The organism is Pseudomonas parakoreensis, assembly GCF_021602155.1.
Taxonomy (GTDB): domain Bacteria; phylum Pseudomonadota; class Gammaproteobacteria; order Pseudomonadales; family Pseudomonadaceae; genus Aquipseudomonas; species Aquipseudomonas parakoreensis.
Genome location: NZ_BQHY01000002.1, coordinates 323,871 through 338,271, shown reverse-complemented (window position 1 = coordinate 338,271; position 14,401 = coordinate 323,871). Strand labels below are relative to the sequence as shown.

General features: G+C 62.3%; 10 protein-coding genes. All 10 read right to left on the bottom strand.

The genetic code is table 11. The features are described from left to right. Positions 1-4: 4 nt before the first annotated feature. The gene (locus L6D63_RS04000) at positions 5-325 is read right to left on the bottom strand and encodes a DUF2934 domain-containing protein (RefSeq protein ID WP_131670355.1); all 321 of its coding nucleotides are present in this window, start codon (positions 323-325) and stop codon (positions 5-7) included. Between the two features lie 27 nt (positions 326-352). Next, positions 353-3,121 carry a malto-oligosyltrehalose synthase gene (locus L6D63_RS03995; RefSeq protein WP_131670356.1) on the bottom strand — a complete coding sequence of 923 codons (2,769 nt, stop codon included), beginning with the start codon at positions 3,119-3,121 and terminating at the stop codon, positions 353-355. Then, positions 3,118-5,196, bottom strand: a complete 2,079-nt coding sequence (gene malQ / locus L6D63_RS03990) for a 4-alpha-glucanotransferase (RefSeq protein WP_131670357.1) — start codon at positions 5,194-5,196, stop codon at positions 3,118-3,120. Before malQ ends, L6D63_RS03995 begins: the two co-directional genes overlap by 4 nt. Continuing rightward, positions 5,193-6,995 (bottom strand): malto-oligosyltrehalose trehalohydrolase, encoded by a 1,803-nt coding sequence (gene treZ, locus L6D63_RS03985; protein WP_131670358.1) that lies wholly within the window; start codon positions 6,993-6,995, stop codon positions 5,193-5,195. Before treZ ends, malQ begins: the two co-directional genes overlap by 4 nt. A gap of 17 nt (positions 6,996-7,012) precedes the next feature. After that, positions 7,013-8,599, bottom strand: a complete 1,587-nt coding sequence (glgA, locus tag L6D63_RS03980; RefSeq protein WP_095666664.1) for a glycogen synthase GlgA — start codon at positions 8,597-8,599, stop codon at positions 7,013-7,015. Between the two features lie 575 nt (positions 8,600-9,174). After that, positions 9,175-10,128, bottom strand: coding sequence for a D-2-hydroxyacid dehydrogenase family protein (locus L6D63_RS03975; RefSeq protein WP_047294197.1), 954 nt, complete (start codon positions 10,126-10,128; stop codon positions 9,175-9,177). A gap of 13 nt (positions 10,129-10,141) precedes the next feature. After that, a complete protein-coding gene (locus tag L6D63_RS03970) occupies positions 10,142-11,191 on the bottom strand; it encodes an alpha/beta fold hydrolase (RefSeq protein ID WP_095666662.1) in 1,050 nt (349 codons plus the stop codon). Positions 11,192-11,277: 86 nt separating this feature from the next. Further along, positions 11,278-11,712 carry a YqaA family protein gene (locus tag L6D63_RS03965; RefSeq protein WP_047294201.1) on the bottom strand — a complete coding sequence of 145 codons (435 nt, stop codon included), beginning with the start codon at positions 11,710-11,712 and terminating at the stop codon, positions 11,278-11,280. Beyond that, positions 11,712-12,158, bottom strand: coding sequence for a DUF411 domain-containing protein (locus L6D63_RS03960; protein ID WP_095135615.1), 447 nt, complete (start codon positions 12,156-12,158; stop codon positions 11,712-11,714). The genes L6D63_RS03965 and L6D63_RS03960 overlap by 1 nt, the downstream gene beginning before the upstream one ends. 164 nt (positions 12,159-12,322) lie before the next feature. Then, on the bottom strand, positions 12,323-14,314 hold the full coding sequence (locus L6D63_RS28920) for a methyl-accepting chemotaxis protein (RefSeq protein ID WP_041067073.1): 1,992 nt from the start codon (positions 14,312-14,314) through the stop codon (positions 12,323-12,325). Between the last annotated feature and the right edge of the window lie 87 nt (positions 14,315-14,401).

Below are 14,401 nucleotides of genomic sequence, written 5' to 3'. Positions count from 1 at the left end.
TGTGTCAGTTGGCCGGGGGCTTGCGTGGGGCGCGGGGCTTTTTCTCGGCGGCTTTTTCACCCGGCGGGACGACTTTGGCGGCGCCTGCCGGTTTGGCCTTGGCGGCGGCTGGCGCCTTGGGCCTGGCCGCCGGAGCCTTGCTGTCGGTGCCTTTGCCGGCGGTCTTGCTGCCCGCCGCTTTCGGCGCTTTCTTCGGCGCCAAAGCCTCGGCTTCAGCCAGTTTGCGCGCCATCTCCCAGTGGCGTGCTTCATGACCTTCAGGTTTGCCCTCTGATTCCCAGATCTGATAGGCGAACTCGCGGATGCGTTTATCGTCGGTACTCATCGCAATGCTCCTGAACTGAACTCATCGTTACGTAAAGAGTTGGATAAACAGATTGACCGGGAAATCCCCCAGCGCGGCGCTGACGTTCAGCTCCCTGTTTTTTGTGACTGCGCTGCTGTGAAAAAGTCCCTTCAGGTTTGTGTCAGAGGCGGCGAACGGTAAAACCACCCGCGTATCGCCCCAGCGCAGCGCATCAACTTGAGGGACGGCACCGTTTTCCAGCAGCGTCGCGCAGCGCACCGGGACGATCACGATGGCGTACATCCCCTCGTGCTCACGGGCAAACGCGAGCACGTTGTGCGCCTGGCTGCCCAGTACCTCCAGGGCCTGGTACGCGCCGCGCCGGAACAGCTCGGCGTGTTCGACGCGCAGGTTCAGCACCTCGGCGATCAACGCTTGCTTGATACGCCCGTCACGCCAGTTCGCCAGCAACGTCTCGACTTCAACACGTTCATGCAGGGCCTGCTCGCGAGCGGCGTAATCCACCGGCCGGCGGTTGTCCGGATCGACCAGGCTGAAATCCCAGAACTCGTTGCCCTGATACAGATCCGGCACTCCCGGCACCGTCATGCGCAGCAAGGTTTGCGCCAGACTGTTGAGGGCGCCGGCCGCAGCGATGCTGTTGACGGTTTTGCTCAGCGCGGCGCGCAGCAGCTCGCCCGCTTCACCGGTGAGCAGGCGTTGAGTGAACGCCTGCGCAGCGTTTTCATAGGCTTCATTCGGCGCACTCCAACTGCTTTGCAGCTTGGCCTCGCGCAGGGCTTTCTGTTGCCATTGCCAGATCCGCTCGGCGTAATCGGCCAAACCCGCCTGATCGTCATCGCGCAAATGCAGCGGCCAACTGCCGAGCAGGGCTTGATAGAGGATCAGTTCATCGGCGGACGAAGGCTGTTGATCATCGTCACGCAGCGGACGGGCGAGGGCGCGCCACAACTCGACCTGTTCGGCGTACCAGTGGCTGCGCTCGCTGAGCACCGCCAGCCGCGCGCGGGTGTCCTCGCCGCGTTTGTGGTCATGGGTGGCGGTGGCCAGCAAGTTGTCGGGAAACGCCTCCATGCGCTGTTGATTGATCGCGTGGAAGTCACTCAGCGGTGCGCTGAACTGTTCGGTGTTGTAGCCGACGTCGTTGCGCGACAGCAGCACCGCCGAGCGGTACAGCGCGGTGTCTTCCACGGCTTTGGCCGCCGCTGGGGAGGTCAGTTGCTGGAAACGTACGCAGGCGTGCTTGAGAATCTTGCGCGAGCGTCCGCGCGGTGTGTGCCGCCACGGCGTGCCACCGAGCCATGCTGCCACGCAGTCGAGTACGGGCCAGTCGCCTTCGCTCAGGGTCTGCCGGGCGCCGTCCATGGCTTGCTGGAAGAAGTGCTCATCCTGGGCCGAGCGACCGAGGGCGCTGATGTAGGTGCGATACACCGGGAAATGCACGATCAGCGCTTGCAACACACGGCGAATCGCGCCGAGGGTCAGGTCGCGGGTCATCAGGTCGTCCCGGGCAACCTGCAGCAGCGCCTGAGCGACGCTTTCGAAATCGCTGGCCAGCGAGCCATTGAGAATCTGCTGGCGCGCCAGTTGCGCTTCTTCGATGAACGCCGCCGGACGCTCGGTACGTCGCTGCCACAGATCGCCGAGAACGTGTTCGCCATCAGGATCGTGTTGCAGCAACGAGAGCTGATTCATGAACTCGTAACCGGTGCTGCCATCCACTGCCCAGTCGGTGCGCAGCGTTTCGCCTTCACCGAGAATCTTCTCGACGTAGATCGGCAAGTGCCGTCCCGGCGCGAGCAAGTCGAGGCGCCGCCGCAACTTGCGGCAATAGCCACGCGGGTCGGCGAGGCCGTCGATGTGGTCGATGCGCAAACCGTCGACCAGCCCTTCGGCGATCAACTGGAAAATCTTGCCGTGAGTCGCTTCGAACACCGCCGGGCGTTCGACACGCAGGCCGCCGAGTTCGTTGATGTCGAAAAAGCGCCGCCAGTTAATGTCATCCGCTGCGGTGCGCCAACTGGCCAGACGGTAGCTCTGGCGTTCGAGCAATTGATGCAGCTTGTCGAAACCTTCGGCAGTGGTGGAATCGTAATGCGCGAGACTTTCCTTGATCGCGGCGAAGATCTGCGGATCGCTTGCCAGCTCCTTCAATTCAGCTTTGAGCGGCATCGCCAGCGCATGCGCGTCGTTCTGGTAGCTCAACGCACTGAAACGATCAGCCAGTGACTTCAGCGTCTCAATGGGTTTGAGCAGTTCACCGTAGTCATTCGGGCAGATCGGGAAGTGGTGTTCGTAATGCTCGACGTAAAAGCGCCCGTGCTGTGCGTCGAAGTGCAGTTTCAGCGTGCCTTCCTGCAACGCGACGCCGTAATCGCTGCCGAGAAACGGCAGCAGCAACTGGCCTTCCATCAATGGATCCGGCGAGTGCCACTGGATGTCGAAGAACTCGCCGTAAGGGCTGAGTCGGCCCCATTCCAGCAGGTCGAGCCACCATGGGTTGTCCCCGCCGCCGACGGCCATGTGGTTGGAGACGATGTCGAGGATCAGCCCCATGTTGTGTTCGCGCAGGGTGCTGACCAGACGCCGCAGCGCCGGTTCGCCGCCGAGTTCCGGATTGACCTGGGTCGGGTCGACCACGTCATAGCCGTGCATCGAGCCGGCGCGGGCCGCGAGCAGCGGTGAGGCGTAGAGGTGGCTGATGCCGAGACGGGCAAAGTAGGGTACCAGCGGCACCGCTTGGTCCAACGTGAAACCCTTGTGAAATTGCAGGCGCAGGGTGGCGCGCAGGGGCTGGATGAGCGTCTGGTTCATTGGTCACGCTCGGCAGCTTGCAGGCGGGCACAGGCCAGCAGTTCCAGACGCCGCGCAGCATCGGTACCGTCGAGCAATGCTTCGCTGTTGCCAGGCAGGCGCCGCGACCAGTTCGGATGGCTGTCGATGGTACCCGGCAGGTTGGCTTGTTCGTCGATGCCCAGCGCATCCTCCAGCGGCAGCAACACCAGCGGCGCGCGGGTGTGGCCGAGGAAACGCACGCTGGCGTCCACTACCTGATCGGCTTCGTGGGACTCTTCGCGAAAGTTCTGCGGGTCCTGACTCAGGGCTCCGCGCAGGCCTTCGCGTTCGCGCTGGCGATGACGGCGCCAGTCGATTTCACCGTTGGCATCGACAAAGCCCAGGCGCGCATTCCAGTCGATGTCACGGCCGTGCCACCAACCGTTGAGCGTCGGCAGATCGTGGGTGCTGGTGGTCGCCAGTGCGTTGTCCGGCCAGTCAAGGATCGGCTTGAAACGGGTGTTGTCCTGTTCAAACAACAGCACGCGCATGCCGAGAATCGAACGTGCGCTGAGCTTTTCCCGCAGCCCCTCGGGCACCGTGCCCAAGTCTTCGCCGAGGACGATGGCCTGATGCCGATGGGATTCGAGGGTCAGCAGGCGCAGCAGGTCGTCGAACGGGTAATACAGATAAGCGCCATCGGCCGGAACGGCGCCATTGGGGATCACCCACAGGCGTTGCAGGCCCATCACATGATCGATGCGCAGTCCGCCGGCATGGGCGAAGTTGGCCCGGAGCATGTCGATGAACGCGCGAAATCCATTACGGACCAGGCCCTCGGGCGAGAACGCGGATATCCCCCAGCCCTGACCGGAGCGGTTGAGGATGTCCGGGGGCGCACCCACGGTGAGCGAGGCCAGCAATTCATCCTGAAAGCTCCAGGCCTGACTGCCGGCGCCGTCGGCACCGACCGCGAGGTCGGCGATCAGGCCGATGCCCATGCCGGCGCTACGGGCAGCCGTCTGCGCGCGCTCAAGGCAGCGGTGGATCAGCCATTGGCAGAAGGCAAAGTAACCGATGCGTTCGGCGTATTCCTCGGCAAAGGCTTCAAGGGCGGCACCGCGCGGGTCGTGCCAGTGTTCCGGCCATTCGCGCCAGTCGAGGCTTTCGCCACGGGCGGCGCGCATTTCCTGAATCGCTTCGAAGCGGCAGTGGTTTTCCAGCGCTTCGCCACCGGCATGACGGAAACTGGCGAAGTCCGGGTGCAACGGATGTTCGCCGGCGACAAAACCATCGTACAAGGCTTGCAGCAATGCCTGTTTGGCGTTGGCGGCGGTCGGCCAGTCGATCAGTTTCGAATCTTCCAGTTGGCGAAATTGTTCCGTCAGCCCGCTGGCGTCGATCGCATCGCGCAGAGCCCGTTCGCCAAGGATGGCGCCCGGTGCGGCATACAGGGGGTTGAGAAACAGACGGCTGGAGGGCGAATAAGGGCTGTAGCGCCCGGTATCGGCGCTGAACATCGCGTGCAACGGACTGATCGCCAGCGCATCGGCGCCGCGTTCGCCGGCTACACGAGCCAGTTCCTCCAGTGCCTGGGTGTCACCAAAGCCGCAGTCTCCGGGGCGCCGCAGACTGTACAGCTGCGCACTCAGGCCCCAGACGCGAGGGATCGGGTTGTCTACCGCATCGCCCACGCTGAAGCAGCGCTCGGGGGCCACTGCCAGAGTGAAATACTGATCGGCGATATGCACCTGCTGATACCCGACCGGGATCAAGCCGGGCAGTTTCGCTTCGGCGTCGAGTTTGAGGTTGAGGCGGGAACCGTCTTCGAGGTGGATTTCGCAAGGCGTCTCGGGCTCGAAATAGCGAGCCAGATCAACGCCGACCCCGAAATCGGCGGTCAACAGCGGTGGCAAGTGACGATCTTGCTGTACTTGTTGCAGTTGCAGCAGGCTGGCATCGATTTCCTGCGCGGTGTTGGCCGGATGACCCAGCCCGGTAAGAACGTTGCGCAGTACCGCCGGGGCGACTTTCTGCGGGCGGCCGTTGGCGTCGATCCAGTCGACGGCGAGGCCGGCGCGGCTTGCGAGTATTTCCAGTTGCGCATCGCTCATAGGCGCTCTCCATCCAGAGGTTGCAAGGGGGTTGCGGCCGTGAGGCTGACAAGCGCGCAATACGCGGGCAGTTGGCCCGGTTCCGACAGGGCAACGGCGGGCGGTTGCTGAAACAGCCACACAGCGTCGCTCTGTGCTGGGTTGACCACTGGCGTGTCGCTGAGGTTCAGGTCAATTCGCAGCTCACTGCCATCGCCCAGGCGCCAGCGCGCACTGACCGCGCCACGCCCGAGCATGTGCGCCCCGAGCGCCTGAGTACCGGACAGGTTGGGAATGATGTATTGATGGCGCAATTGCAGCAGGCGTCGGTACAGCGCGAGGGTTTCCTGCTGTTTTGCGCTGCCGCTGCCGATCAAGCGTGGCTGTGAGGCGTGGAAGGTCTGTTCAGCATTCGGGTCGGGAATTTTTTCGCGCTGGTGCGGATCGGTGAAGGCGCTGAATGCGGCGAACTCATTGCGCCGACCTTCGCGCACCAGATCCGCCAGTTCACCGTGGTGGCTGGTGAAGAACAGGAACGGTTGCTCGGCGGCGAACTCGTCGCCCATGAACATCAGCGGAATCATCGGTGACAGCAGTAACAGCACGGTGGCGGCCTGCACGGCGCGTGGGTCGGCCAATTGATGCAGGCGTTCGCCGAAGGCCCGGTTGCCGATCTGGTCGTGGTTCTGCAGGAACAGGATGAAAGCGGTGGAGGGCAGGTGTTCGCTGGGCTCGCCGCGCGGTTCGCCGTGGCGAGTGATGTGGCCTTGAAACACGAAGCCCTGGCTCAGGCAGCGGGCCAGTTGCTCAGTGGGTTGCAGCGCATAGTCAGCGTAATAGGCATCGGTTTCGCCGGTCAGCAGCACGTGCAGGGCGTTGTGCCCGTCGTCGTTCCACTGGGCGTCGTAATCCTCTTCGAGCAGACTCGACTGGTTGAGCTCGTTTTCCACGGTCAGCCAGACGTGACGCGACGGATCGATCTGTTGACGGATGCGTTGTGCCAGCTCCGGCAGGAAATCCGGGCTTTCGATCGCATGCACTGCGTCCAGGCGCAGACCGTCGAAACGGTATTCGAGCACCCACATCAGCGCGTTTTCGATAAAGAAGTCCCGCACTTCACGGCGGCGGAAGTCGATCGCCGCCCCCCAGGGCGTGTGCTTGTCCTCGCGGAAGAAGCCTTTGGCGTAGCGACCGAGGTAATTGCCATCGGGGCCGAAGTGGTTGTAGACCACGTCGAGAATTACCGCCAGACCATGGCCGTGGGCACTGTCGATCAGGTGTTTGAGTTGTTCCGGGGTGCCATAGGAGGCTTGCGGTGCGAAAGGCAGGACGCCGTCGTAACCCCAGTTGCGGGTACCGGGAAATTGCGCGACAGGCATCAGTTCGATGGCGGTAATCCCCAGCTCGACCAAACGCGCCAGATGCTGCTCGACTTCCGCAAAACCGCCGAGTGCGCCGACGTGCAGCTCGTAGATCACCGCTTCGCTCCACGGCCGGCCGTGCCAGGTGGTGTGCCGCCATTCGTAGGCCAGCGGATCGACCACCACGCTGTGGCGGTCAAGGTCACCGTTCTGAGCGCGGGAGGCCGGGTCGGGCACCTCCAGTTCACCGTCGATGTTGAAGCGGTAGCGGGTGCCCGCCGGGCACCGGGCCTTGATCACGAACCAGCCATCGCCCTGCGGCAACATCGGCAGGGACTGGCCGCCTTCAAGTTCGACACTGACGTAAAACGCATCCGGTGCCCACAGCGCAAACTGAGTGTGTTCGGCGTCCTGCATGATCGCGCCGTGGGGCCAGTTTTCTTGGGTCCGTAACGGCATCGTGAAAGCTCCTTGAGTTATTTGTGGCCGGCTTTACCCAGCGCCTTGGCGACCAGTCGTTCGTAGAGTTCGGCGTAGGGTTCGACCGCTTTGCACCAGTTGAACGGCGCGGCCATGGCCCGGCAGCGCATCGCGTTGAGCAATTCGGGGAAGGCGAAGACCTTGAACGCACGGCTCAGGGCTTCGCGGTAGCTGTCGGCGGTGGATTCGTCGAAAAGGAAACCGGTGACGCCATTCTCGATGGTGTCGGCCAGCCCGCCGGTATTGCGCGCCACCGGCAACGAGCCGAAACGCTGGGCGTACATCTGACTGAGGCCGCAAGGCTCGTAACGCGACGGCATCAGCAGGAAATCGCTGCCGGCGAACATGCGGCGGGCGTCGGTTTCATTGAAGCCGATGCGCACGCCGATCTGCCCGGGGAAGCGCAGCGCCAGCTCACGCATGGCCTGTTCCTCTTCCGGCTCGCCACGGCCGATGATTGCGATCTGGCCGCCGTTCTGCACGATGTATTCGGAGACGGCTTGCGTCAGGTCCAGACCTTTCTGATAGACCAGTCGCGAAACCACGGCAAACAGCGGACCACTGGAGTCGCTCAGGCCAAACAGTTCACGCACATGGGCGGCGTTGATCGCTTTGCCTTCCCAGTCGCCGATAGCGAACGGCGCGAACAGGTGCGGATCCGTCGCCGCATCCCAGCTCTCGTCGATGCCGTTGGGAATGCCGCTGAGCAAGCCTTGCTGGGTCTTGGCGGCGAGGAAACCGTCGAGACCGCAGCCGAAATCCGGGGTGGTGATCTCTTGCGCATAGGTCGCGCTGACCGTGGTGATGTGGCTCGAATAGGCCATGCCAGCCTTGAGGAACGACATCTTGCCGTAGAACTCCATGCCTTCCTGTTGCAGGGCATGGGTCGGGATGCCGAGTTCCGGGCACGAGCCGAGGCTGGTCACGCCTTGATAGGCCAGGTTGTGAATGGTGAACAGGGTCGGCGTGCGCTGCCCGCGCCAGTGCATATAGGCAGGGGCCAGACCGGCCGGCCAGTCGTGAGCGTGCACCAGATCCGGGCACCAGTGAATTTGTGCGAGGTTGGCGGCGATATCGGCAGCGGCCAGGCCCAGGCGGGCGAAACGGATATGGTTGTCGGGCCAGTCGCGACCGTTGTTGGCGCCGTAGGGCGAGCCTTCACGTTCATACAGTTCAGGGCAGATCAGGACGTAGATCACCAGTCCGTCCGGCATGTCCATGCGCCCGATCTTGCACGGGGGCAGCGCGGCATGGCCGCCGAGTTCGCCGATGATATGGATCGGGTTCTCGCTGTGCATCACCTGCGGGTAACCAGGGATCAACACCCGCACATCGTGCAAGTGCGCCATGGCGCGGGGCAGGGCGGCGGAGACGTCACCCAGACCGCCGGTCTTCACCAGGTCGGCGATTTCCGAGGTGACGAACAGCACTTTCTTCTTGTTCGGATTCTGGCTGGCGACCGGCGTCAGCGTTTTGGTGCCCGGGACGTTGATCGACCGGCTGCCGGGAAGACTCATGGTGCTCGATTCACCAACCGCCTGCTGAGCACGCTCTCCCTGAATATCCAATGCCGCACTGATCATATGAATCTCCCGTGTCGTTGATCTGATTCTTGTATCGAACAAGCTGTGGCCAAATCCTGTGGCCGGGCGCAAACGCGCCACGCATCGGTGAGCAAACGCTACCCAACACGCGCAAGCAGAATGGGTGAAAGGGCCGTTGCAAGGATTGCACCAGTCGCGTTGACCCTGCCTTTCAGATGACCCGCCGCCATCGGCAAAAGTTTCGACAATTTTTCGGCTTTGTGACTGACCGGTTTTAACCCGCGAAAATCAGTCTAGGCCAGATCCTAGAGCGGGCGAGAGCAAACGGGTAAATTGTTCGACAATCGGTTTGCAGGCAGCGAAAACCGTGGTGTTCAAGCCGGAACGCACCGACGAAGGGCAGATTTTTTGATGGGGAGGGCTAAAACGGTGACTGGCCGGTCACGATTTTGTGCTAGAGGAAAGGCAATGTGCACTGTTGTGGTGCGGTCAGATTTGTTGATCTGCTGAACGCTGGTGAACCTGTAGGAGCTGCCGAAGGCTGCGATCTTTTGATCTTGTTTTTAGAAAATCAAAATCAAAAGATCGCAGCCTTCGGCAGCTCCTACACGGGGTCAGTTGAGGATTCGGATTGGGTTGCCGGCCGCCCAACCCTGAATATCGTCGATCATTTGCGAAAAGAACTGTTGGTAGTTCTGTCGGCTGACATACCCCACATGCGGTGTGGCCAGCACATTGTCCAGTGTGCGAAACGGGTGCAGTTCAGGTAGCGGTTCCTGATCGAACACATCCAGCGCCGCTGCAGCGATCTTGCGTTTCTGCAACGCCTTGATCAGCGCCGCTTCATCGACGATCGGCCCGCGGGCGGTGTTGACCAGCAGCGCGCCGGGTTTCATCCAGTCCAGCGCCTGTGCGTCGACCAGCCCACGGCTGCGCTCGCTCAATACCAGATGCACCGACAGCACATCGGCCTGCTCGAACAGTTGCTGTTTGCTGACCCGGGTCACGCCGACGGCTTCAGCGCGTTCGGCGGTGAGATTCTCACTCCAGGCAATCACCCGCATGCCAAACACCTGACCGAATTGCGCGACCTTTTGACCGATGCTGCCCAGACCAAGAATGCCCAGGGTCTTACCGTGCAAATCACCGCCCAGCCCTTGCTGCCAGCCCCCGGCGCGCAGGGCATTGGCTTCGTTCAACAGATTGCGCGTGGCGGCCATGATCAGCGCCCAGGTCAGCTCCGGCGCCGCGTGCTTGTAGCTGTCGGTGCCGCAGACCTTGATCCCGAGGTCGGCAGCCGCCTGCATGTCCAGCGCCGCATTGCGCATGCCGCCGGTGACCAGCAGCTTGAGGTTGGGCAGGCGCTGCAGCAGGTCCTGGTCGAAACGCGTGCGCTCACGCATTACGCAGATCACCTGGTACTGGCCAAGACGTTCGGCCAGGGTGGCATTGTCCGCCGGGTAGTCGTGCACAAACGTCACTTCGCCGATGCTGTCGAGCACCGACCAGTCGACCACGTCCCGCGCCACGTCTTGCCAGTCATCGATTACTGCAATCTGCACCGCCATCAGCCTTACCTCATCAACGAACGGGATTGGGGTTGTTCAGCCAGCCGAGCAAGGCCTGGTGAAATTTCGCCGGTTCTTCCATCTGCGGCGCGTGGCCCATGCCTGGGAACTCCACCAGCGTCGACTGTGGAATCAGTTTGGCGACCTGCTTGCCGAGCACCTCATAGTGGCCGATTTTCGCCTTGACCTCGGGGGAGGCGAGATCCTTGCCGATGGCCGTGGTGTCGGACGTGCCGATCAGCAACAGGGTCGGCATTTTCAAGTCCTTGAACTCGTAGTACACCGGCTGGGTGAAGATCATGTCGTAGATCAGCGCCGAGTTCCATGCCACCTGGGTCTTGCCGGGCCCATTGCTCAGGCCGGCGAGCATGTCGACCCAGCGGTCGAATTCGGGTTTCCAGCGGCCGTCGTAATAGGTGTTGCGTTCGTAGTCGCGAATGCCTTGGGCGGTGACCTTGAGTTCGCGCTGGTACCACTGATCGACGGTGCGATAAGGCACGCCAAGGGCTTTCCAGTCCTCCAGACCGATCGGGTTGACCAGCGCCAGTTGTTCGACCTGTTCCGGGAACAATAGCGCGTAGCGGGTGGCGAGCATGCCGCCGGTGGAGTGGCCGAGCAGCGTGGCTTTCTGGATGCCGAGGGCCTTGAGCAGTTGTTGGGTGTTGGTCGCCAGTTGCTGGAAACTGTACTGATAGTGGTCGGGCTTGCTCGAGGTGCAGAAGCCGATCTGATCCGGCGCAACCACCCGGTAACCGGCTTCGCTCAAGGCCTTGATCGAGCTGTCCCAGGTGGCGGCGCAGAAATTCTTGCCGTGCATCAGCACCACGGTGCGGCCGTTGGCCTTGCCGTGGGCGGCAACGTCCATGTAACCCATCTGCAGGGACTTCCCCTGGGACTGAAAGGCAAAGTGCTTGAGTGTGTAGGGATACTGAAAACCCTGCAGCTCCGGACCATAAGTCGGGCCGTCGGCGGGGGCTGCTTCAGAGGCAGCGGCATGGGCAAACAGCGGCAGCGCGGCGCTGAGGAACAGGCCGGGCAGCCAGCGGGAGAGCGTGACGGACATAGGGACAAACTCCATGAAAATCGGCCGATGCTGGAACGCCCGGATTAGGGCGACGTTAACCACAGGCAACGCTGCGTGCAGAATGTTCAACCGAGCCAGCCCAGGGTCAGCATCGCCACCACCGCGTAGCGCGCGCCCTTGGCCAGGGTGACGATCAATAGAAAGCGCCCGGGTGGCTCGCGCATGACGCCGGCGATCAGGGTCAGCGGGTCACCGATCACCGGCAGCCAACTGAGTAGCAGTGACCAGTGGCCGTACCGCTCGTAATGTTTACGCGCGGTGGCCATGTGTTTCGCGCTGACCGGAAACCAGCGTCGATCCTGAAACCGTTCGAGGCCACGCCCCAGCCACCAGTTGACCAGCGAACCGAGGACATTGCCCAGCGTCGCCACGCCTAACAGACCCCAGAGCCAGTAACGGTCGCTGGCGATCAGGCCGACCAGCAACGCTTCCGATTGCAGCGGCAGCAGCGTCGCAGCGCCGAACGCCGCCGCGAACAGCCCGAGGTAACCGGCAGCCATCAATGCGCCGGGTAGTCCGCCACTACCACATCCGTGCCGTCTTTCTTCAGGCCGATCACCTGATAGGCATCGCTCATGCCGTCCATTTCCATGCCCGGCGACCCCATGGGCATGCCCGGTGCGGCGATACCCAACAGATCGTCACGCTTGCTCAGGGCCAGTACTTGTTCAGCCGGCACGTGGCCTTCGACGAACTTGCCATTGATCAGCGCGGTATGGCACGAGCCCAGGCGCGGTGGTACGCCGTGTTGCTGCTTGAAGCTGCTCATGTCGCTTTCGACGTGGTCTTCGACTTTGAAGCCGTTGGCTTCGAGGTGGCTGATCCATTTTTTGCAGCAGCCGCAATTGGCATCGCGATGGACTTCGATCGGAATCAGGTCGGCCGCCTGGGCCAGGGAGGAGAGGAGCAGGGCGCTGAGGGCGGCCAGTCGCAGGGAGGTTCGCATAATGGATTCTCGGCTCGGATGACGATCAAAAAGGAAAGCATTTTGACCGGATTATCCTGCCGGGCATCAACGGTGTGTTTCAAGTTGATACAAGACAGGCTGGCAGGATGATCATTGATCAAGCCTGACAGCCTGCTGAGTGAAAGATTACAAATCTGTCAGGCTCAACGAACCTTGAACCGCCCCATGATCGCGCTCACCCGGTTGTTGGCTTCCAGCAGCTGGTGGGTGTTGCGTTCGCTGGCCTGGCCGCTGTGCACCAGTTCTTCGACCATGTGCCGGATCTGCACCATGCTGCGATTGATCTCTTCGGTGACTGCGCTCTGCTGCTCGGCAGCGGTGGCGATCTGTGTGCTGAGGCTGTTGATGTGACTGACCGAGCCGGCCATTTCATCCAGACCCGAGTTGACCCGCGCCGTGGCGTCGGCGGCGGACTGGCAACTGGCCTGGGTGTTTTCCATGGCGCTGACCGAGGAGCTCACGCCTTGGGTCAGGCGAGTCAGCATTTCGTTGATCTCCGAGGTGCTGGCCTGAGTGCGGGCGGCGAGGGCGCGGACTTCGTCGGCCACCACGGCAAAGCCGCGACCCTGTTCACCGGCCCGGGCGGCTTCGATGGCGGCGTTAAGCGCCAGCAGGTTGGTCTGGCCGGCGATGGCGCCGATCACTCCGAGAATCTCGGTGATGCGCTGCGCGTCCTGCTGCATGTTCTCGACTTTTTTGGTGGCGCTGGCCACTTCATCGATCAAGGCCACCACGCTGTTGGTGGCTTCACCGACGACCACCCGCGAGCGGTCGGCGTTTTCGTTGGCGCGCTGGGTGAACGCTGCGGTTTCTGCGGCGTTCTGCGCGACGCTTTCAGCCGTCGAGCTCATCTCGGTGATGGCGGTAACGGTCTGATCGGTTTCCGATGCATGGCGCAGCAGAATCTGGCTGGTGTTGGCCGATGTGCGTTGCAGATCATCGAGGCTTGAGGCCATGGCGCCGGTGGCCTGCGTCACTTCACCGATCATGTTCTGCAGGTAGGCAATGAAGGTGTTGACCGAGTGGCCGATGGCGCCCAGTTCATCTTCGGCGCGGATGGTGATGCGCCGGGTCAGATCGGCATCGCCGCTGGACAACGAGTCGATATTGGCCTTGAGCGCTTTCATCCGCGACACCAGTTGGCGGATCGCATACACCTGCAACAGCACCAGCAGAATCACCAGCGGAATCTGCAGCAGGCTCAGGCTGCTGAGCACGTCGTCACGCTGGGCGGTGAGCATTTTCGTTGGCAGGGCGGTGGCGAGGAACCACGGCGTGCCTTCGATCGGGCGCATGAAGAACGTGCTGGCCTCGCCATTGTTGTCGAACTCGACACGTTGCGCCTGATCACGGTTTTGCAGGCCGGCCTTGACCTGACTGGCGAAAGTCGAGCCAGCGGCCAGTTCGCTGATGTTCTTCAGCACGATCGGGCCGCTGATGCGCGAGCTGTTGCTGATGATCTTGCCGTCGGCCTCGACGATCAGCATTTCGGCGTTGAGGTCTTTTTCCTTGCGCGCCACCAGATCATTGAAGAAGCCCAGCGTCACGTCGATGGTCGATACGCCCCAGGCTGCACCGTTTTTCTGGATCGCCATGGCGCAGTTGGTGCGCGGCTCGGCGCTCGCATCGTCTTTATAGGCGGCCGCCCAGGCGCACTGGCCGCGCGGGGTCTGCATGCCACCCTTGTACCAGCTCTGATCGTAGTAGTTCGGCGCCGCGTCGCTGTTCCAGAAGGTGTTCACCGCCAGTTTGCCCGAGGCATCGCGGTGCCAGAACGTGCTGAACTTGTTCCGCCCGGCCTCGCGCTGGCCCGGCAACGGCCAGATCCCGCCACCAAACACTTTCAGTTCGCCGTACTGATCCACCAGCCCCGGCAACACCGTGTCGATGGCCGCGCTGTCGAGCAGCGGAATGGTCTGGGTGATGCTGCGTTGCTGCGACTGAACCTTATTGAGTTCGCCCTGAATCTGCTCGGCGACTTCGGCGATGCGATTGAGCACCACCTGTTCTTCGGTATGTCGCAGCTTGGGTGCGACCAATTGGCTGATACCGACCACGGTCAGCACCGACAGCAGCAGGATGAACAGAACCAGAAATAACGTGTAGCGAGCCTGGATGGTGCGGAATGCGGGCATGGAGACCGGTCCTTGAGCTGCGATTCTTATTGTGGGGTCGAGGGAAAAACGGCGGGGTTACACCAGCGTATCGTCGGCGAGCGGGGA

Excerpts from the sequence above, each read along its gene's own strand:
- treZ (WP_131670358.1), bottom strand. The coding sequence starts at position 6,995 with ATGCCGTTACGGACCCAAGAAAACTGGCCCCACGGCGCGATCATGCAG.
- L6D63_RS03975 (WP_047294197.1), bottom strand. The coding sequence starts at position 10,128 with ATGGCGGTGCAGATTGCAGTAATCGATGACTGGCAAGACGTGGCGCGG.
- L6D63_RS03965 (WP_047294201.1), bottom strand. The coding sequence starts at position 11,712 with ATGGCTGCCGGTTACCTCGGGCTGTTCGCGGCGGCGTTCGGCGCTGCG.
- L6D63_RS03970 (WP_095666662.1), bottom strand. The coding sequence starts at position 11,191 with ATGTCCGTCACGCTCTCCCGCTGGCTGCCCGGCCTGTTCCTCAGCGCC.
- L6D63_RS04000 (WP_131670355.1), bottom strand. The coding sequence starts at position 325 with ATGAGTACCGACGATAAACGCATCCGCGAGTTCGCCTATCAGATCTGG.
- L6D63_RS03995 (WP_131670356.1), bottom strand. The coding sequence starts at position 3,121 with ATGAACCAGACGCTCATCCAGCCCCTGCGCGCCACCCTGCGCCTGCAA.
- L6D63_RS03960 (WP_095135615.1), bottom strand. The coding sequence starts at position 12,158 with ATGCGAACCTCCCTGCGACTGGCCGCCCTCAGCGCCCTGCTCCTCTCC.
- malQ (WP_131670357.1), bottom strand. The coding sequence starts at position 5,196 with ATGAGCGATGCGCAACTGGAAATACTCGCAAGCCGCGCCGGCCTCGCC.
- glgA (WP_095666664.1), bottom strand. The coding sequence starts at position 8,599 with ATGATCAGTGCGGCATTGGATATTCAGGGAGAGCGTGCTCAGCAGGCG.
- L6D63_RS28920 (WP_041067073.1), bottom strand. The coding sequence starts at position 14,314 with ATGCCCGCATTCCGCACCATCCAGGCTCGCTACACGTTATTTCTGGTT.